This is a genomic window from Microvirga antarctica, from assembly GCF_017921815.1.
In the GTDB taxonomy this organism is placed as follows: domain Bacteria; phylum Pseudomonadota; class Alphaproteobacteria; order Rhizobiales; family Beijerinckiaceae; genus Microvirga; species Microvirga antarctica.
Window position 1 is genome coordinate 497,476 of record NZ_JAGEMM010000002.1, and the last position, 17,221, is coordinate 514,696.

A 17,221-nucleotide genomic window follows, 5' to 3' on the forward strand; every position below is an offset into this window, starting at 1 on the left:
TCTCAAGGGTCGTGTCAGGCGGCTTCTTCCGTGGGGCCGAGGCGCATGTCGAGATAGCCGCCGACCGCGGTCATCAGCTCCTCGACGCGGCCGTCGAAGAAGTGGTTGGCGCCCTCGATCACCGCGTGCTCGAGCTTGACGCCCTTCTGGGTTTTCACCTTCTCGATGACGCTGACGACATCCTTCACCGGTGCGACGCGATCCTCGGAGCCGTGGACGAAGAGGCCGGAGGACGGGCAGGGGGCGAGGAATGAGAAGTCGTATCGGTTTGCCATGGCGGCGATCGAGATGAAGCCCTCGATCTCGGGACGGCGCATGAGCAGTTGCATGCCGATCCAGGCCCCGAATGACACGCCGGCAATCCAGCAGGCCCGCGCATCGGGGTTCATGGCCTGGGCCCAGTCGAGGGCTGCGGCGGCGTCCGAGAGCTCGCCCTGGCCGTGATCGAACGCGCCCTGGCTGCGACCAACGCCGCGGAAATTGAAGCGCAGGACCGAGAACCCCCGGTTCACAAAGTCATAATAGAGATTATAGACGATCTGGTTGTTCATCGTGCCGCCGAATTGCGGGTGCGGGTGCAGGACGATGGCGATCGGCGCGCCGCGCTGCTTGGCAGGCTGATAGCGCCCTTCGAGACGACCGGCAGGACCCGTGAAGACGACCTCAGGCATGAATTTGGACCTCTTGATCACCCTCGCCATGGGGAGGGAAAGGCGGTGCCGGCTTGACTTGAGCCCGGCAACCCCGGTAAAGTCTTAGAACTATTCTAAACTGTTTTATCGTATCATTCGCGTGGCGGCCAGAGGCGCCGTGAACGCGAGTTCATGTGGTTGCCGTGCTTTAGCATGACAACCCAGGTCAATTGCAAGACTTTCGTGAGGACTTCCGAGCCTATGGCCTTGAACGGGCGCGTCTATCTTGATCACAACGCCACCTCGCCGGTCCGGCCCGAGGTTCAGGCGGCTGTGGCGCGTGCGCTCACCCTGTCCGGAAACCCATCCTCGGTTCATGCGGAGGGTCGCGCGGCCCGAGCGGCGATCGAGACAGCCCGCGATCAGGTGGCACGGCTCGTCGGCGCGAAGGCCAAGAACGTCATCTTCACCAGCGGCGGGACCGAGGCCGCCAATATGGTGCTCAGCCCGTCCTTCCGCCGGCTGGGCGATGGGCGAACCGCGCGCCTCGTCCTTCTTTCGACCGAACATCCCTGCGGCCTCAACGGCCACCGGTTCGACCTCTCCGAGGTGGCGCTGGCGCCTTGCGGACACGATGGCGTCATCGATCTGGACTGGCTGGAGGTCTATCTGGGAAAGAGCGGCGAGGGACGAACCCTGGTCTCGGTGCAATGGGCCAACAATGAGACTGGAATCGTCCAACCCGTCGCTGCCGTCTCCGCGCTGGTCCGGCACTACCAGGGCCTTCTGCATGTGGATGCGGTCCAGGCGGCGGGCCGGCTCGCGATCGACCTGCCTCAGACCGGGGCCGATGCCCTGACCCTGTCGGCGCACAAGATTGCCGGCCCCAAGGGCGTGGGCGCGGTGATTCTCGGCACCGATCAGTTGGAGATTGCCGACCGCCTGATCCGGGGCGGTGGACAGGAGCGCGGCGCGCGCGCCGGAACCGAAAACGTGCCCGCAATCGTCGGGTTCGGTGAAGCGGCATCGCTCGCGGCGGCGTCGCTGGAGTCGGAGGCTGCCAGGCTTCTGGCCCTCCGCATGGAGGCCGAGGAGCGGCTTCGCGCCGTCGCCCCGTCAGCCATCATCATCGCCGAGCAATCAGAACGGTTGCCCAATACCTTTGCGTTTGCCATACCCGGCCTGAAAGCCGAAACGGCGCTGATCGCCTTCGACCTCCAGGGCATCGCCCTGTCGTCGGGTTCGGCCTGTTCGTCGGGGAAAGTCAAACGATCGCATGTTCTGGACGCCATGGGGGTTGACCCCGTTCTGGCGGACGGTGTCCTGCGAGTGAGCCTGGGGTGGACGACCACTCACGAGGACGTGGTCCGCTTTGCGGAAACGTGCGAAAGAGTGACCGGCACCCTATATAAGCGGAAAGCGGACGCTGCCTGAGAGGGCGTGTTTTCGTTCCATGTCATCAACCCGCGGTCCTTGAAACCGTGAGCGGTGGGAGAGACAGATGCCTGCTGTGCAGGAAACAATCGATCAGGTGCGCCTGATCGACGTCGACCAATACAAGTACGGTTTCGAAACCGATGTCGAAATGGAGAAGGCTCCCAAGGGCCTCTCCGAAGACACGATTCGTTTCATCTCGGCCAAAAAGGGCGAGCCGGAATGGATGCTGCAATGGCGGTTTGACGCCTACAAGCGCTGGCTCACCATGACGGAGCCGAACTGGGCGCGCGTGTCGTACGACAAGATCGACTACAACGACATGTACTACTACGCGGGGCCGAAGAACTTCCCGTCGCCGAAATCCCTCGACGAGGTCGATCCCGAAATTCTCCGGACCTACGAGAAGCTCGGCATTCCGCTTCGCGAGCAGGAGGTTCTGGCCGGAGTCGAGCCCAAGAACCGCGTCGCGGTGGATGCGGTGTTCGACTCGGTTTCGGTCGCCACGACCTTCAAGGCCGAATTGGCCAAGGCCGGCGTGATCTTCATGCCGATTTCAGAGGCGATCCGCGAATATCCGGACCTGGTGCGCCAGTATCTCGGCACCGTCGTGCCGGTGTCAGACAACTTCTTCGCCACCTTGAATTCGGCCGTCTTCACCGACGGATCGTTCGTCTACATCCCGCCGGGCGTGCGCTGCCCGATGGAGCTGTCTACCTATTTCCGCATCAACGAGAAGAACACCGGCCAGTTCGAGCGGACGCTCATCATTGCCGACAAGGGCTCCTATGTGTCCTATCTCGAGGGCTGCACCGCCCCGATGCGGGACGAGAACCAGCTCCACGCGGCGGTGGTCGAGCTGATCGCGCTCGACGATGCCGAGATCAAGTATTCGACGGTTCAGAACTGGTACCCGGGCGATTCGGAAGGCCGCGGCGGCATCTACAACTTCGTCACCAAGCGGGGCGATTGTCGCGGCAAGAACTCGATCATCACGTGGACCCAGGTCGAAACCGGGTCGGCGATCACCTGGAAATACCCGTCCTGCATCCTGCGCGGCGACGGTTCGCGGGGCGAGTTCTACTCGATTGCGGTGTCGAACGGCATGCAGCAGGTCGATTCCGGCACCAAGATGATCCATCTCGGCCGCAACACGACAAGCCGTGTGATCTCGAAGGGGATCGCCGCCGGACGCTCCGACAACACCTATCGGGGTCTCGTCTCGGCGCACCGCAAGGCGACCAACGCCCGCAACTTCACCAATTGCGACTCGCTGCTGATCGGCAATCGATGCGGCGCTCACACGGTGCCGTACATCGAGTCGAAAAACGCCAGTGCGGTCTTCGAGCATGAGGCGACCACCTCCAAGATCTCCGAGGATCAGCTGTTCTATTGCCAGCAGCGCGGTCTCTCGGCCGAGGAGGCCACGGCCCTCATCGTCAACGGCTTCGTCAAGGATGTGCTGCAGCACCTCCCGATGGAGTTCGCGGTCGAGGCCCAAAAGCTGATTTCGATCTCGCTCGAGGGATCGGTCGGCTAACACCCCATCGGCTGCGCAACCGGAGGAGACGCTCAAGGCGGCGTCTCCCGGGCATCGCGGCGCACGATCAAAGAACCGTCCCGTGAGACGCGCGATGCGCGCCGCAGGACGAGATGAAGGAATTCGATATGCTTCAGATCAAGAACCTCGTCGTCCAGATCGAGGACAAGCGCATTCTCAACGGCCTCGACCTCACGGTGAATAACGGGGAGGTCGCCGCCATCATGGGGCCGAACGGCTCGGGGAAATCGACCCTCTCCTATGTGATCGCCGGCAAGGCGGACTACGAGGTGCTGGACGGTGAAATTCTCCTCGACGGCGAGAACATCCTGGAGATGGGCCCCGACGAGCGCGCGGCCGCCGGCCTGTTCCTGGCCTTCCAGTATCCGCTCGAAATTCCCGGCGTCGCGTCCATGACGTTCCTGAAGGCCGCGCTCAACGCGCAGCGCAAGGCGCGGGGCGAGACCGAACTGACGACGCCCGACTTCATCAAGCGGGTCAACGCAGCGGCCGCGAAGCTCGAGGTGCCCAAGGACATGCTGCGTCGCGGTCTCAATGTGGGCTTCTCAGGCGGCGAGAAGAAGCGCATGGAAATTCTCCAGATGGCGTTGCTGGAGCCCCGCTTCTGCATCCTCGACGAGACCGATTCCGGCCTCGACATCGACGCCCTGCGGATCGTCTCGGAGGGCGTCAATTCGCTCCGCTCGCCCGATCGGTCGTTCCTCGTCATCACCCACTACCAGCGCCTGCTGAACTATATCGTGCCGGATACGGTGCACGTGATGTCTGCGGGTCGCATCGTGAAGACAGGCGGCAAGGAACTCGCGATCGAGCTCGAGGCCACCGGCTATGCCGATTATCGCCAGACCGAGGCCGCCTGATATGGCCCAGGTCACCTTGATGAGGACGCCGACCGAGACCGCTCTCGTCCAGGCGTTCGATGCCGCAAAGGCCTATCTGCCGGGGGATGTGGAATCCCGCGCGCAGGCGTTCGAGACGTTCAACCGCAACGGCCTGCCACATCGGCGGGTTGAGGAGTTCAAGTACACGGACCTGCGCAAGCTCATGCACGATGTTGCTCCGTTTGCGGTCAAACCATCATCCACGACCGCCGCAGCGGCGCTTTCGGCCGCCCGCGCCTTTGTGGGTGTCGAGGCCTTGCAGGTGCCTTTTGTGGATGGCCACTTCGTGTCGGACGGGATTGCCTTCGATCAGCTCCCGGAAGGCGTCGAGATCGTCCCGCTCGCCGAGGCGCTCGCGTCCGGCCACGACTGGCTGGCCCACCTCAGCCCCGTGCCGTGGGCGAAGGACAACCCTGTCTACCAGCTCAATTCCTCGTTCATGGCCGACGGGGTCATGATCAAGGTGACGGGCGCCGTCGCAACGCCGATTCACCTGCGGTTCGTGACCGCCAGCACGGCCGCCGTCGCCACCGCAACCCGCGTTCTGGTGCTGGTCGACGACGGGGCATCGGTGACGATCCTCGAGACCCATGAGAGCCCGCATGGGGCGGCCCATCAGCCCAACGATGTGATCGAACTGGTTGCCGGCGACAACACGAACGTGCAGCACGTACGCCTCAATGGCGAGGGCGACGAGGCGCTGGCCCTGTCGACCCTGGCGGTGAAGATCGGCGCGGATGCTTTCCTCAATAGCATCAACGTCGTGGCGGGATCGGCTGTGTCACGGCATCAGGTCTTCGCCATGTTCAACGGCGAGAATTCCAAGGCGCAGATCAACGGCGTCACGATGATCACCGGACGCCAGCACGCGGATTCGACCCTGATGGTCGAGCATGCGGTGCCCCATTGCGAAAGCCGCGAACTCTTCAAGACGGTCATCGACGGTGAAGCCACGGGGGTGTTTCAGGGAAAGATCATCGTTCCGTCGCACGCGCAGAAGACCGACGGACGCATGATGTCGGCGGCCCTTCTGCTGTCCGACGGCGGCACGATGTACAACAAGCCCGAGTTGGAAATCTTCGCCGACGACGTGCAATGCGCCCACGGGGCGACCTGCGGTCAGCTCGACGACGAGCTGCTGTTCTATCTCATGGCCCGTGGCCTGCCGCGCAAGGAGGCCGAGAGCCTTCTGGTTCAGGCGTTCTTGGGACAGGCAATCGAGTTCGTGGAGAACGAGTCCGCGCGGGATTCGTTGATCGCCAGCGTCGAGGGATGGCTCAAGGCGCGCGCCTAGCATCGGCAATGCGCCATCAGGTCGTGGCGGCGCAAGAGGATCACCGGATATGAACGCACCCCTCGTCGCGCCTTATGATATCGAGGCTGTTCGGGCTGAATTTCCCATTTTGGCCCAACAGGTCTACGGCAAACCTCTCGTCTACCTCGACAACGCCGCCTCGGCCCAGAAGCCCCGCGCGGTGATCGACGCGATGGCGACCGTCATGGAGACCGGCTACTCGAACGTGCATCGCGGGCTGCATTTCATGGCGAATGCCGCAACCGAATCCTTCGAGCAGGCGCGCGAGACCGTCCGGGAATTCCTCAACGCGGGCTCGGTGGACGAGATCGTGTTCACGAAATCCGCGACCGAGGCCTACAACCTCGTGGCCGATTCCTTCGGCCGGATGGCGATCGGAGAGGGTGACGAGATCATCCTGTCCATCATGGAGCACCATTCCAACATCGTGCCGTGGCATTTCCTGCGCGAGCGGAAGGGCGCGGTGATCAAGTGGGCGCCGGTCGATGACGACGGCAACTTTCTCCTCGACGAATTCGAGAAACTGATCTCCCCCCGCACCAAGATCGTGGCGATCACCCACATGTCCAATGTGCTGGGCACCGTGACGCCGATCAAGGACATCATCCGCATCGCCCACGCCCATGGCGTTCCCGTGCTGGTGGACGGCGCGCAGGGTGCCGTGCATCTCGACGTGGACGTGCGCGATCTCGATGCGGATTTCTATGTCCTGACAGGCCACAAGGTCTATGGGCCCACGGGCATCGGCGTCCTCTATGGCAAGATGGAGCTGCTGTCGCAGATGCCGCCCTATCAGGGCGGTGGCGAGATGATCCGCGAGGTCCGCACCGATTCCATCACCTATAATGACCCGCCCCATCGTTTCGAGGCCGGCACGCCGGCCATCATCGAGGCCGTCGGCCTTGGCGCGGCCTTGCGCTACATGATGGCCCTTGGCCGCGACCGGATTCGGGCTCATGAAGCTGCGCTGTCGGACTACGCGCACGAGCGTCTCGGCGCGATGAATTCGATTCGGATCATCGGCAAGGCCAAGGGTAAGGGCGCTATCATCGCGTTCGAAATGGCGGGAGCCCACGCCCACGATGTCGCGACCGTCATCGACCGGCAGGGCGTGGCGGTCCGCGCCGGAACCCATTGCGCGATGCCGCTGCTCGAGCGTTTCGGCGTCACCTCCACCTGTCGCGCCTCATTTGGGCTCTACAACACCCGGGCGGAAGTCGATAAACTGGCGGAGGCCCTGCAAAAGGCCGAGGCCTTGTTCTCGTGAGGATTGACCTGTGAACGACCACACCCCCGTCGAGACTGCGCCGAACGCGCCTCAGGTTTCCCAAACTTCCGGCATACCGCCGGAGGAATTGGACCGGATGACCGATGACATCATCGCGTCCCTGAAGACCGTCTACGATCCGGAAATTCCCTCTGACATCTACGAACTCGGCCTGATTTACCGCGTCGATATCGACGACGACCGCAACGTGGCCATCGACATGACGCTCACGGCGCCGGGCTGCCCCGTGGCGGGCGAGATGCCCGGTTGGGTCGAGAACGCCGTTGCGGCGGTGCCGGGGGTCCAGAGCGTGACCGTCAGCATGGTGTTCGATCCGCCGTGGGACCAGAGCCGGATGTCGGATGAAGCGCGCGTCGCCCTGGACATGTGGTAATCTCGCCTCCATCGGAGGCTTAAACGCCCCGCTGAGGGGCTTGCGATGACGGCTGATCTTCCCGCTTTGGCGGCAGTGACCACCACGGACAAAACGCGTTGCTGCATCGTCGGCGGCGGGCCGGCAGGCATGATGCTCGGGCTGCTGCTCGCGCGTGCCGGCGTCGAGGTCCTGGTGCTCGAGAAACATGTCGACTTCCTCCGGGATTTCCGCGGCGATACGATCCACCCCTCGACGCTCGAGGTCCTCCATGAACTCGGCATCCTGGACGAATTCCTCACCCGTCCGCATCAGGAGGCCCAGACCGTCAGCCTGACGGTTGGCGGCACGCCGATGGTCCTGGGCGACTTCTCGCACCTGCCGACCCGCTGCAAGTTCGTGGCCCTCATGCCGCAGTGGGATTTCCTCGACTTCCTCGCCGACCACGCGCGCCAATACCCAAATTTCCGGCTCTGGATGGAAGCCGAATGTACCGGCCTGCTCACGGGGGACGGAGCGGTGTCCGGAGTGCGCGTCAACACGCCGAAGGGCGTCGTGGAAGTCGCGGCCGATCTCGTGGTTGGTGCCGATGGGCGCCGCTCTGTCGTGCGCGACAAGGCGGGGCTGGTCGTCACCGACATCGGCGCTCCCATGGATGTGCTGTGGATGCGGCTCTCTCGCCAGGCCGGCGATCCCGACCAGTTGCTCGGCAAGGTCGGTGCCGGCCAGATGCTGGTGATGATCGACCGCGACACCTATTGGCAATGCGCCTTCGTGATCCCCAAAGGCACCTTTGCCGATCTTCGCGCGGCCGGCCTTGCGGCGTTCCGAGCAAGGATCTTGGAGCTTGCCCCGTTCATCGGCAACCGCGCCGAGGAGCTGGCGACTTGGGATCAGGTAAAGCTTTTGACGGTGACGGTGGACCGCCTCGTGCGCTGGGCGCGCCCCGGCCTGCTCTGCATCGGGGACGCGGCGCATGCCATGTCGCCGATCGGGGGGATCGGCATCAATCTGGCAATCCAGGATGCGGTGGCGACCGCCAATATTCTGAGCGCCCGCTTGCGCGAGGGTGCGCCGGATATGGCGCTCTTGGCGAAGGTTCAGGCCCGGCGCGACTGGGCGACCCGCACCACGCAGGCCTTTCAGGTCATGATGCAAAACCGCCTGATCAGTCCAGTGCTCGCGAGCAGAGGGAACCTGTCGGCCCCGCTGCTGCTGCGTGTTCTGGCTGGCATTCCGCTGTTCCGGCGCATTCCCGCTCGTATTGTCGGGATGGGATTCCAGCCCGAACACATCGAGACGCCCGCCTTCACCCCGCCATAGGCTTGGGGTCGGGAAGATCGCTCGGTCCCGGGAAGACCGGGGGATTGTCCGGCCCAGGCGAGGGCGGGTGCTGGACCGGAGCCGCGGGGTCGGCCCAGGGAATGCCCTTGACCATCGCCCGGGCGATCTCCTGCTCGCCCATGATGATGGCCGTTGCGCCATATTTGGTCAGATGCTCGCGCTCGGCATCCGAATGGGCGCGGGCGATGATGGGGAGTTCCGCGTTGATCGCGCGCGCTTGCTCCACGACCTGACCGCTCTCGAACGAATCCGGGATGGCCACCAGCAGGCAGCGGGCTGCCCCGATATTGCCGGCGGCCGCAACCTCGGGATCGGCGGCATTTCCGATGATCGGCGTGATGCCGTCCTGCTTGAGCTGGTCGAGCTTGTCCTCGTTGCTCTCGATGACGACAAACGGAATCTCGCGGGCCTTCAGCTTCGCGCTGATGAACTTGCCCACCCGGCCGTAGCCGACAAGGACCACGTGGTCCGTGAGCGCGGTGGTCACGAGCGCCGTGACGGGCTCCGGCACCATGGGCTCGACGGCATCCAGGGTGGCGGCCTTTCGCGCCTCGCCACGGGCAGTCCAGCGGTCCAGCCAGGTGAACAGGAACGGGTTGACGATGATGGACAGGATCGCGCCTGCCAGAATGAGATCGCGGCCACGTTCGGGCAAAATCTCAAGATCGACGCCCAAACCCGCGAGAATGAACGAAAATTCGCCAATCTGCGCGAGGCTCGCCGCAATCGTCAGCGCGGTGGCATTGCCGTGGCCGAACAGCCGCACGATGGCAAGCGCCGCCAGCGATTTCCCGACGACGATGATCAGGAAGGTCGCGAGCACCGGGCCGAAATCGCGGATCAGGATCGTCGGGTCGAACAGCATGCCGACGGACACGAAGAACAGCACCGCAAAGGCGTCCCGGAGCGGGAGCGTTTCGGAGGCGGCGCGCTGGCTCAGTTCCGACTCGCTGAGAATCATGCCCGCGAAGAATGCTCCCAGCGCGAACGACACGCCGAACAACACGGCAGCCCCGTAAGCGATGCCCAAAGCGATGGCGAGCACGGACAGCCTGAAGAGTTCCCGCGATCCGGTATGAGCCGTGAAGTGGAGAAGCCAGGGAATCAGCCGACGTCCGCCCACCAGCATGATCGCCACGAAGGCCGCCACCTTGCCGAGAGTGATCGCCAGCGATTCCCACAGCATCCACGGGTCGGCGTTGGTATCCTTCAGCGCGTTGGCGATGGCCGGCAGCAGGACCAGCGCCAGCACCATCGCCAGATCCTCGACGATGAGCCAGCCCACGGCGATATGGCCGCGAGCCGTCTCCACAAGCCGCCGCTCCTGAAGGGCGCGCAGTAGGACGACCGTACTGGCGACCGACAAGGCAAGACCGAAGACGATGCCTGCCCCGATCGACCAGCCAAGCATCCAGGACAGGCCCATTCCCAGAACTGTCGCAAAGGCGATCTGCACGACCGCGCCTGGAATCGCGATGGTCTTTACGGCCAGGAGATCCTTGAGGGAAAAGTGCAGCCCGACGCCGAACATCAGCAGGATGACGCCGATTTCGGCAAGCTGGTTCGCCAGCCCTTGGTCTGCCACGTAACCCGGCGTGAAAGGCCCGACGAGCACCCCCGCCACGAGGTAGCCGACGAGGGGGGATATCTTGACGCGGTGCGCCAGGGAACCGAGAGCGAATGCCATGACCAGACCGACCACAATGGTTGAAATCAGTGGGGTATGATGCGGCATCTGCTCTCCTTTTCGATTGAATGTTCCGCTTCGTTAGATTGGATAAGGCACCGAATCGTCAACCAAAACCCGACCCTCTCGGGGAAAAATCTCGACGTTGGGACTTCCACCTCCTATCTGTAGGAGACATTCCTCGTTCTGCCCGGGCCTTGAACCCGGTCGTCAGGAGAGACTCGATGACACTAGCGGGATTCAAGGTGGTCACCTTGACCGACGCGGCGGCAAGCCGCGTCAAGGACATCATCGGCAAGGCCGACCGGCCGATTGTCGGTGTGCGCATCGGCGTGAAGAACGGCGGCTGCGCCGGCATGTCGTACACGATGGATTATGCGGAGGCGGTGGAGCCCCGCGACGAGGTGGTCGAAGACAAGGGCGTCACCGTTCTGGTCGATCCCAAGGCGGTTCTGTTCCTTCTCGGCACCGAAATGGATTTCGAAACCACCAAGCTCGCATCGCAATTTGTGTTTCGGAACCCCAACCAGACCTCGGCCTGCGGATGCGGGGAATCGGTCGCCATTACGCCCGCGACACCGGACGCGCTCCAGCCCGCGCATTGACCATGGACGCCGATGCGATCCGCGAGATTTTTCGAGATCTGGGGCAGGTTGCAATCCGGCGGATGTTCGGCGGACAGGGGATCTACCGGGACGGGGTGATGTTTGCGCTCGAGGCCCGCGGGAGCCTTTTTCTCAAGACCGATCAGGAGACCATCGAAGGGTTCCGGACCTCCGGGTCCCGTCCCTTCATGGTGACAGGGCGCTCGGGCGACCCCATGCCGACAAGCTATTGGCTGATGCCTGACAGCGCCCTCGACGATCCCGAGGAGGCAGCAATCCTCGCCGCCTTGGCGCTGGGCGCGGCCCGACGATCAAGGGCCAAGGCAGCCCCGAAGGCGAAGCCGCCCTCCAGAACGAGGACGGCGAAGACGAAGTCACTGTCGGAGAAAGATCCTTAGGCCGTGCGGGCACAGCGCTGCGTGCGCCCGCCCAAACCTACTCGGCCTTCGGCTTCTTCGGTGCGGTCGACCGCATCAGGAAGGCCGGCACATGTTCTCCGAGGCCTAGCACCGCTGGCTCGGAATCGTGATCATTGCGACGGGAGCGGTCCTCGGACGACCGCGCAGGCCGCTCGTGCTGTCGATCCGTGCGTGGCTCGGATCGCGGAGCGGGCCGTTCCTCGCGGGGCGGCCGTGCGGCACGCGGAGCCTCGGCCTCTGCGACAGGCCGGTCACTTGAGCCAGGTGGCCGGTCACTTGAGCGAGGTGGCCGGTCATTCGAGCGAGGTGGCCGCGGGGTGCGGGCAGGGCGCTCGGCGCGGGGCGGTGCATCCTCCACGACCTCGACGGGACGGTCCGTTGGCGCCTCGGCCTCTGCGGATGAGCGTCGGCCGCCGCGGGCACGATCAGTCGAACCGGTGCGGACCCGCCGTTTGGTGGGTCGGTCCGAGGAGGGCGCCGATGGCGGCCGGTCGGCCAGGGTCGGGCCGTCCCATTCCACGGTCTCCGTGATCAGCTTCTCGATCGCCGCGAGCGATTTCTCATCGCCCGGAGCCACGAGCGTGAAGGCAGCGCCTGCGCGGCCCGCACGTCCCGTGCGACCGATGCGATGGACGTAATCTTCGGCATGGTGCGGGATGTCGTAGTTGAACACGTGGCTGACGGCCGGGATATCCAGGCCGCGCGCTGCAACGTCGCTGGCGACCAGCAGGGGAACGAGCCCGCTGCGGAAATCGTCAAGCGCTGCCGTGCGCGAGCGCTGATCCATGTCGCCATGGAGCGCCGCCACGTTGAAACCGTGCTTGAGAAGCGAACGATGGAGGACCGCCACGTCGCGTTTGCGGTTGCAGAACACGATGGCGTTCTGCAGGTCGGTCGCACCGTTGATGAGGGCGCGGAGGGTCTCGCGCTTGGCGAAGTCCTCCCGGCCGGTGGCGACCAGCCGCTGCGTGATCGTGGCCGCCGTCGAGGCGGCGCGAGCGACCTCGACCTTGACGGGTGTGTGCAGGAACGCGTCCGCGAGCCGCTGGATCTCCGGCGGCATCGTGGCCGAGAAAAACAGGGTCTGGCGGGTGAACGGCACCATTTTGACGATGCGCTCGATGTCGGGAATGAAGCCCATGTCGAGCATCCGGTCGGCTTCGTCGATCACCAGCAGCTCGACGCCGCTGAGAAGCAGCTTTCCGCGCTCGATATGATCGAGCAGGCGGCCGGGCGTGGCGATCAGCACGTCGACGCCGCGGGCGATCTTGGCATCCTGGTCGCCGAAGGAGACGCCGCCGATGAGAAGGGCCACGTTGAGTTTGTGATTGATGCCGTATTTGTCGAAGTTTTCCTGCACCTGCGCGGCGAGTTCGCGGGTCGGTTCCAGGATGAGAGTGCGGGGCATGCGCGCCCGCGCCCGGCCGCTTTCAAGCCGGGTCAGCATCGGCAGCACGAAGGCCGCCGTCTTGCCGGTGCCGGTCTGCGCAATGCCGAGGACATCGCGGCGGTTGAGCACATGCGGAATGGCCTGTGCCTGGATCGGAGTCGGCTCCGTGTAACCGGAGGCTGCGACCGCCTGTAGAACTTTCTCGCTGAGTCCGAGATCGGCGAAAGACATGAGGGGTATAACCAATGGGGTCTGGAGGCGCTTTCGATCCCGACCGCTCGAGGCGGCAACAAACCGGCGCAAAACGAGTTCTACCTGAGCGATCCGCTCAAGCAAAGGTGCGGCCGGACCATAGGACAAGGTAGCAGCTTGTCAATCCAAGGAAATTTTGACGATGGCTGACACGCTCCTCCTGATTCCCGGTCTCGGCAACACAGAACGGCTCTTCGAGCACCAGATCGCAACCTTCCGCGGACTCATGAGCGTTGCCGTCGCGGACCATCGCCAGGACGACACGGTTGCCGGAATCGCCGCGCGGGCCCTGGCAGGGGCGCCCGCCCGCTTTGCTCTCGCGGGCTTGTCGATGGGGGGCTATGTGGCCATGGAAATCATGCGCCAGGCACCCGAGCGTGTCGAACGGCTGGCCTTGCTCGATACGACCGCGGGCGCGGACACCGCCGAGGCCCGTGACAATCGCGAAAGATTGATCGCTCTGGCCGAAGCCGACGATCTCGATGGCGTCTTGGCCGATACCTGGCCGAAGCTCGTCCATGCCCGGCACCGCGACAACGAGGTCCTGAAGGAAGTGGTTGCCGACATGCTGCGGGAAACCGGCCCCGCTGCCTATATCCGACAGCAGCGCGCGATCATGAGCCGGCCGGATTCGCGCCCGACCTTGTCGGAAATCGAGATCCCGACGCTGGTCCTGGTGGGCGAGGGCGACGCCATTACGCCGGTGGAGACCGCGCGGGAAATGGCCGAGATGATCGAATGGTCTTCCCTGTTCGTCGTCCGGGGCGCGGGGCACCTGTCCGCCCTGGATGAGCCCGAGGCTGTCACCGCGGCCCTTCGCCTGTGGCTGGAGCGGCCCTGACGTCAAACTGCATCTGTGTTGCACAAGAGTGACAGAACATTACGTTGCAGTGATGTAATAGCGTGATTGGGTTTCACGAATCAGGACCATCAACGCTATGAAAAAAATCCTTCTCTCCACTGTTGCCTTGCTTGCTCTGTCGGTCACGGCTTCGGCGGCTGACCTTCCGTCGCGCCGCCGGGCTCCGATGGTCGACGCTGCAGTTCCCATGTTCACCTGGACCGGGTTCTACGTCGGCGTGAACGCCGGTTACGGCTGGGCCAACGACAACAACAGCTACATCGACCCGGTGTTTGGTAACGTCGGCAACAACAACGACGGCGGCTTCGTCGGCGGCGGCCAGATCGGCTACAACTACCAGATGGGCCAGTTCGTCATCGGTCTCGAGACGGACATCCAGTACGCCGATCTCGGCAACAACAACAGCCGCTACATCGGCGAGGCGAACTTTGGCCGTGGCTCGGACAACGAGTTCTTCGGCACCACCCGCGCTCGCGTCGGTGTCGCCTTCGATCGGTTTATGGTCTACGCCACGGGCGGTATCGCTTACGCTGATTCCGACTTCGGCTGGACGGCAGGCGGCGGCGTGGAATACGCTTTCACCAACAACCTGACCGCGAAGCTGGAAGGCCTCTACGTGAACCTCGACAGCAACGACCGCTACTATGGTCCGCTGCTGGCAGGCCGCAACAACGACCGCGAGTTCGGCGTCGTGCGCGCCGGCCTGAACTACAAGTTCAGCACCTACTAAGATCCGTCGCTTCGGCGACGTCGAGAGAGGCCCGGGGTGATCCCGGGCCTTTTTGTTGCTGGAATGCCTGCTCAGTCGCGCAGTCGCTCAGTCGCTCGGGCGCTTGGGCGCGTGCGGCGATCCTTCCGGCCGTCGCATGTCCTCAAAGTCGGATGCAAAGCAGAAGCTGCGAACCCGTCGCGACCCGACCGAGATCACTGCGCAAGGGCATCCGTCGCTGGCGCGCGTGGGCCGCACTCCTGTGCTTGTCGAGAGAATGCTCTCGACCCGCGCCATAGGATCCAGCGCAGGGACGCAGGGGCGCGTCCGCTTTTGCCGAGCAGACTGTCGGTGAGAGGCAGCGACCGGCGCGTGCCGTCGCGGCGGTGGGGCACCCGACAGCGGCTTTCGCTGACCGAGGCTCCCTTGTTTGGGGAAAGAGCCTCCCTCGTCTTTGGAGCGCCCCATGGCGATCGTCGACGACAGCCACGAAAAAGCCGGAGCCCGTGAGGGCCCCGGCTGAGGAAAGCCTGCGGGGTTAAGGCCCGCACGTGGCATGTCGGCCTGCTTAGCAGGAATAGTACATTTCGAACTCGACCGGGTGCGGGGTCATCTCGAAACGGGCGACTTCGGTCATCTTCAGCTCGATGAAGCTGTCGATGAAATCGTCGCTGAACACGCCGCCGGTCTTGAGGAAGGCGCGGTCCTTGTCGAGGCTGGCCAGCGCCTCGCGGAGCGAGCCGCAGACGGTCGGGATCTTCTTCAACTCGCGCGGCGGCAGGTCGTAGAGATCCTTGTCCATGGCAGCGCCCGGATCGATCTTGTTGGTGATGCCGTCGAGACCGGCCATCAGCATGGCGGCGAAAGCCAGATAGGGGTTGGCTGTGGGATCGGGGAAGCGAACCTCGACGCGCTTGGCCTTCGGCGACGTCGTCCACGGAATACGGCAGGAGGCCGAACGGTTGCGTGCCGAATAGGCCAGCAGCACCGGTGCCTCATAGCCCGGGACGAGACGCTTGTAGGAGTTCGTCGACGGATTGGTGAAGGCGTTCAGCGCCTTGGCGTGCTTGATGATGCCGCCGATGTACCACAGGCATTCCTGGCTGAGGTCGGCATATTTGTTGCCGGCGAACAGCGGCTTGCCGCCCTTCCAGATCGACTGGTGCACGTGCATGCCCGAGCCGTTGTCGCCGAAGACGGGCTTGGGCATGAAGGTGGCGGTCTTGCCGTAGGACTGCGCGACGTTGTGGATGCAGTACTTATAGATCTGCATCTGGTCGCCCATGTGGACGAGCGTGTCGAACTTCACGCCGAGTTCGTGCTGGGCCGAGGCCACCTCGTGATGGTGCTTCTCGACCTTGACGCCCATGGACGCCATGGCGGCGAGCATCTCGCCGCGCATGTCCTGTGCGGAATCGAGCGGCGGGACGGGGAAGTAACCGCCCTTGGTGGGAATGCGGTGGCCGAGGTTGCCGCCCTCATAATCGGTGTCGCCGTTGGTCGGAAGTTCCGACGAATCGAGCTTGAAGCCGGTGTTGTACGGCGACGCCATGAACTTCACGTCGTCGAACACGAAGAACTCGGCTTCCGGGCCGATGAAGATCGTGTCGCCGATGCCGGTCGACTTCAGATAGGCCTCGGCCTTCTTGGCGATGCCGCGCGGGTCGCGGTTATAGGGCTCGCCGGTGGCCGGATCGAGAATGTCGCACACGATCGACAGGGTCGAGGCGGAGAAGAAGGGGTCGAATTGCGCGGTCGTCGGATCGGGCATGAGTGTCATGTCGGATTCGTTGATCGCCTTCCAGCCGGCGATCGACGAACCGTCGAACATCACGCCGTCGGCAAACGCTTCCTCATCGACAATCGCGATGTCGAAGGTCACGTGCTGCCACTTGCCGCGCGGATCCGTGAAACGGAAATCGACATACTTGATGTCGTTATCCTTGATCGCCTTGAGCACATCCTTGGCGGTCTGCATGATCGTGTCGTCCTCTTCTGCCCTTAGAGTGTATACCCGGCTGATCGCCGTGGTTTGGAAAGCAAGCTCAGATCGCGTCGGATCCGGTCTCGCCAGTTCTGATTCGGACGGCTTCTTCGACCGTCGATACGAAAATCTTGCCGTCGCCGATCCGGCCGGTCTGCGCCGCCTTGCGGATCGCATCGATGGCTGCGTCAACCAGGTCGTCGGGAAGCACGATCTCGAGCTTCACCTTCGGGAGGAAGTCGACGACGTACTCGGCGCCGCGATAGAGCTCTGTGTGGCCCTTCTGACGACCGAAACCCTTGGCCTCGATGACGGTAATTCCCTGCAGGCCGACTTCCTGGAGGGCTTCTTTGACTTCATCAAGCTTGAAGGGCTTGATGATGGCTTCGATCTTTTTCATCCGACAACCGCTTGAGTTCGAGGATTTGCCGCTTTTAGCACCAGAAATCGGTCGCTTCCACGGCCTCGTGTTTTCGTTCTGGCAAGTTCTGCTGCCTTGGGAGGCA

At 63.7% G+C, this 17,221-nt stretch carries 16 protein-coding genes; 11 read left to right on the top strand and 5 right to left on the bottom strand.

Going from position 1 to position 17,221, the window contains the following annotated elements; all coding sequences use genetic code 11:
• Positions 1-14 precede the first annotated feature (14 nt).
• Positions 15-671, bottom strand: a complete 657-nt coding sequence (locus tag J4G32_RS09705) for an alpha/beta hydrolase (RefSeq protein WP_210488562.1) — start codon at positions 669-671, stop codon at positions 15-17.
• Between the two features lie 222 nt (positions 672-893).
• On the opposite strand from J4G32_RS09705, the gene J4G32_RS09710 reads away from it, so the two are divergent.
• From J4G32_RS09710 to J4G32_RS09740, 7 genes are all read left to right on the top strand, one after another.
• The gene (locus J4G32_RS09710) at positions 894-2,066 is read left to right on the top strand and encodes a cysteine desulfurase family protein (protein WP_210488589.1); all 1,173 of its coding nucleotides are present in this window, start codon (positions 894-896) and stop codon (positions 2,064-2,066) included.
• A 67-nt stretch (positions 2,067-2,133) separates the two neighbouring features.
• Complete coding sequence (sufB, locus tag J4G32_RS09715) at positions 2,134-3,606, top strand: Fe-S cluster assembly protein SufB (RefSeq protein WP_210488625.1); 1,473 nt, start codon at positions 2,134-2,136, stop codon at positions 3,604-3,606.
• 128 nt (positions 3,607-3,734) lie between these two features.
• Positions 3,735-4,487, top strand: a complete 753-nt coding sequence (gene sufC, locus J4G32_RS09720; RefSeq protein WP_210488661.1) for a Fe-S cluster assembly ATPase SufC — start codon at positions 3,735-3,737, stop codon at positions 4,485-4,487.
• 19 nt (positions 4,488-4,506) lie between these two features.
• Positions 4,507-5,802 carry a Fe-S cluster assembly protein SufD gene (gene sufD / locus J4G32_RS09725; protein WP_343232625.1) on the top strand — a complete coding sequence of 432 codons (1,296 nt, stop codon included), beginning with the start codon at positions 4,507-4,509 and terminating at the stop codon, positions 5,800-5,802.
• Positions 5,803-5,851: 49 nt separating this feature from the next.
• Entirely contained in the window at positions 5,852-7,090 is a 1,239-nt protein-coding gene (locus J4G32_RS09730) for a cysteine desulfurase (RefSeq protein ID WP_210488721.1), read from the top strand.
• A 97-nt stretch (positions 7,091-7,187) separates the two neighbouring features.
• Positions 7,188-7,484, top strand: coding sequence for an SUF system Fe-S cluster assembly protein (locus J4G32_RS09735; protein ID WP_246504936.1), 297 nt, complete (start codon positions 7,188-7,190; stop codon positions 7,482-7,484).
• A gap of 45 nt (positions 7,485-7,529) precedes the next feature.
• Complete coding sequence (locus J4G32_RS09740; RefSeq protein ID WP_210488747.1) at positions 7,530-8,786, top strand: FAD-dependent oxidoreductase; 1,257 nt, start codon at positions 7,530-7,532, stop codon at positions 8,784-8,786.
• On the opposite strand, the gene ybaL is transcribed toward J4G32_RS09740, so the two are convergent.
• On the bottom strand, positions 8,773-10,542 hold the full coding sequence (gene ybaL / locus J4G32_RS09745) for a YbaL family putative K(+) efflux transporter (protein ID WP_210488779.1): 1,770 nt from the start codon (positions 10,540-10,542) through the stop codon (positions 8,773-8,775). The two genes, J4G32_RS09740 and ybaL, sit on opposite strands and share 14 nt — an antisense overlap.
• A gap of 176 nt (positions 10,543-10,718) precedes the next feature.
• On the opposite strand from ybaL, the gene J4G32_RS09750 reads away from it, so the two are divergent.
• The gene (locus J4G32_RS09750) at positions 10,719-11,099 is read left to right on the top strand and encodes a HesB/IscA family protein (RefSeq protein WP_210488804.1); all 381 of its coding nucleotides are present in this window, start codon (positions 10,719-10,721) and stop codon (positions 11,097-11,099) included.
• 2 nt (positions 11,100-11,101) lie between these two features.
• The gene (locus tag J4G32_RS09755; protein WP_210488832.1) at positions 11,102-11,497 is read left to right on the top strand and encodes a TfoX/Sxy family protein; all 396 of its coding nucleotides are present in this window, start codon (positions 11,102-11,104) and stop codon (positions 11,495-11,497) included.
• 37 nt (positions 11,498-11,534) lie between these two features.
• On the opposite strand, the gene J4G32_RS09760 is transcribed toward J4G32_RS09755, so the two are convergent.
• Positions 11,535-13,139, bottom strand: a complete 1,605-nt coding sequence (locus J4G32_RS09760; protein ID WP_210488849.1) for a DEAD/DEAH box helicase — start codon at positions 13,137-13,139, stop codon at positions 11,535-11,537.
• Positions 13,140-13,302: 163 nt separating this feature from the next.
• On the opposite strand from J4G32_RS09760, the gene J4G32_RS09765 reads away from it, so the two are divergent.
• Entirely contained in the window at positions 13,303-14,001 is a 699-nt protein-coding gene (locus J4G32_RS09765) for an alpha/beta fold hydrolase (protein ID WP_210488869.1), read from the top strand.
• 97 nt (positions 14,002-14,098) lie between these two features.
• The gene (locus J4G32_RS09770; protein WP_210488882.1) at positions 14,099-14,752 is read left to right on the top strand and encodes an outer membrane protein; all 654 of its coding nucleotides are present in this window, start codon (positions 14,099-14,101) and stop codon (positions 14,750-14,752) included.
• Positions 14,753-15,299: 547 nt separating this feature from the next.
• Here the strand turns inward: J4G32_RS09770 and glnA are convergent.
• Entirely contained in the window at positions 15,300-16,709 is a 1,410-nt protein-coding gene (gene glnA, locus J4G32_RS09775; RefSeq protein ID WP_210488914.1) for a type I glutamate--ammonia ligase, read from the bottom strand.
• A gap of 67 nt (positions 16,710-16,776) precedes the next feature.
• On the bottom strand, positions 16,777-17,115 hold the full coding sequence (locus J4G32_RS09780) for a P-II family nitrogen regulator (RefSeq protein WP_210488927.1): 339 nt from the start codon (positions 17,113-17,115) through the stop codon (positions 16,777-16,779).
• Positions 17,116-17,221 lie beyond the last annotated feature (106 nt).

Bases quoted from the DNA above. Each gene is read 5' to 3' on its own strand.
- J4G32_RS09760 (WP_210488849.1), bottom strand. From the start codon at position 13,139: ATGTCTTTCGCCGATCTCGGACTCAGCGAGAAAGTTCTACAGGCGGTC.
- J4G32_RS09730 (WP_210488721.1), top strand. From the start codon at position 5,852: ATGAACGCACCCCTCGTCGCGCCTTATGATATCGAGGCTGTTCGGGCT.
- glnA (WP_210488914.1), bottom strand. From the start codon at position 16,709: ATGCAGACCGCCAAGGATGTGCTCAAGGCGATCAAGGATAACGACATC.
- sufB (WP_210488625.1), top strand. From the start codon at position 2,134: ATGCCTGCTGTGCAGGAAACAATCGATCAGGTGCGCCTGATCGACGTC.
- J4G32_RS09740 (WP_210488747.1), top strand. From the start codon at position 7,530: ATGACGGCTGATCTTCCCGCTTTGGCGGCAGTGACCACCACGGACAAA.
- sufC (WP_210488661.1), top strand. From the start codon at position 3,735: ATGCTTCAGATCAAGAACCTCGTCGTCCAGATCGAGGACAAGCGCATT.
- sufD (WP_343232625.1), top strand. From the start codon at position 4,507: ATGAGGACGCCGACCGAGACCGCTCTCGTCCAGGCGTTCGATGCCGCA.
- J4G32_RS09765 (WP_210488869.1), top strand. From the start codon at position 13,303: ATGGCTGACACGCTCCTCCTGATTCCCGGTCTCGGCAACACAGAACGG.
- ybaL (WP_210488779.1), bottom strand. From the start codon at position 10,542: ATGCCGCATCATACCCCACTGATTTCAACCATTGTGGTCGGTCTGGTC.
- J4G32_RS09780 (WP_210488927.1), bottom strand. From the start codon at position 17,115: ATGAAAAAGATCGAAGCCATCATCAAGCCCTTCAAGCTTGATGAAGTC.
- J4G32_RS09705 (WP_210488562.1), bottom strand. From the start codon at position 671: ATGCCTGAGGTCGTCTTCACGGGTCCTGCCGGTCGTCTCGAAGGGCGC.
- J4G32_RS09770 (WP_210488882.1), top strand. From the start codon at position 14,099: ATGAAAAAAATCCTTCTCTCCACTGTTGCCTTGCTTGCTCTGTCGGTC.
- J4G32_RS09750 (WP_210488804.1), top strand. From the start codon at position 10,719: ATGACACTAGCGGGATTCAAGGTGGTCACCTTGACCGACGCGGCGGCA.
- J4G32_RS09710 (WP_210488589.1), top strand. From the start codon at position 894: ATGGCCTTGAACGGGCGCGTCTATCTTGATCACAACGCCACCTCGCCG.
- J4G32_RS09735 (WP_246504936.1), top strand. From the start codon at position 7,188: ATGACCGATGACATCATCGCGTCCCTGAAGACCGTCTACGATCCGGAA.
- J4G32_RS09755 (WP_210488832.1), top strand. From the start codon at position 11,102: ATGGACGCCGATGCGATCCGCGAGATTTTTCGAGATCTGGGGCAGGTT.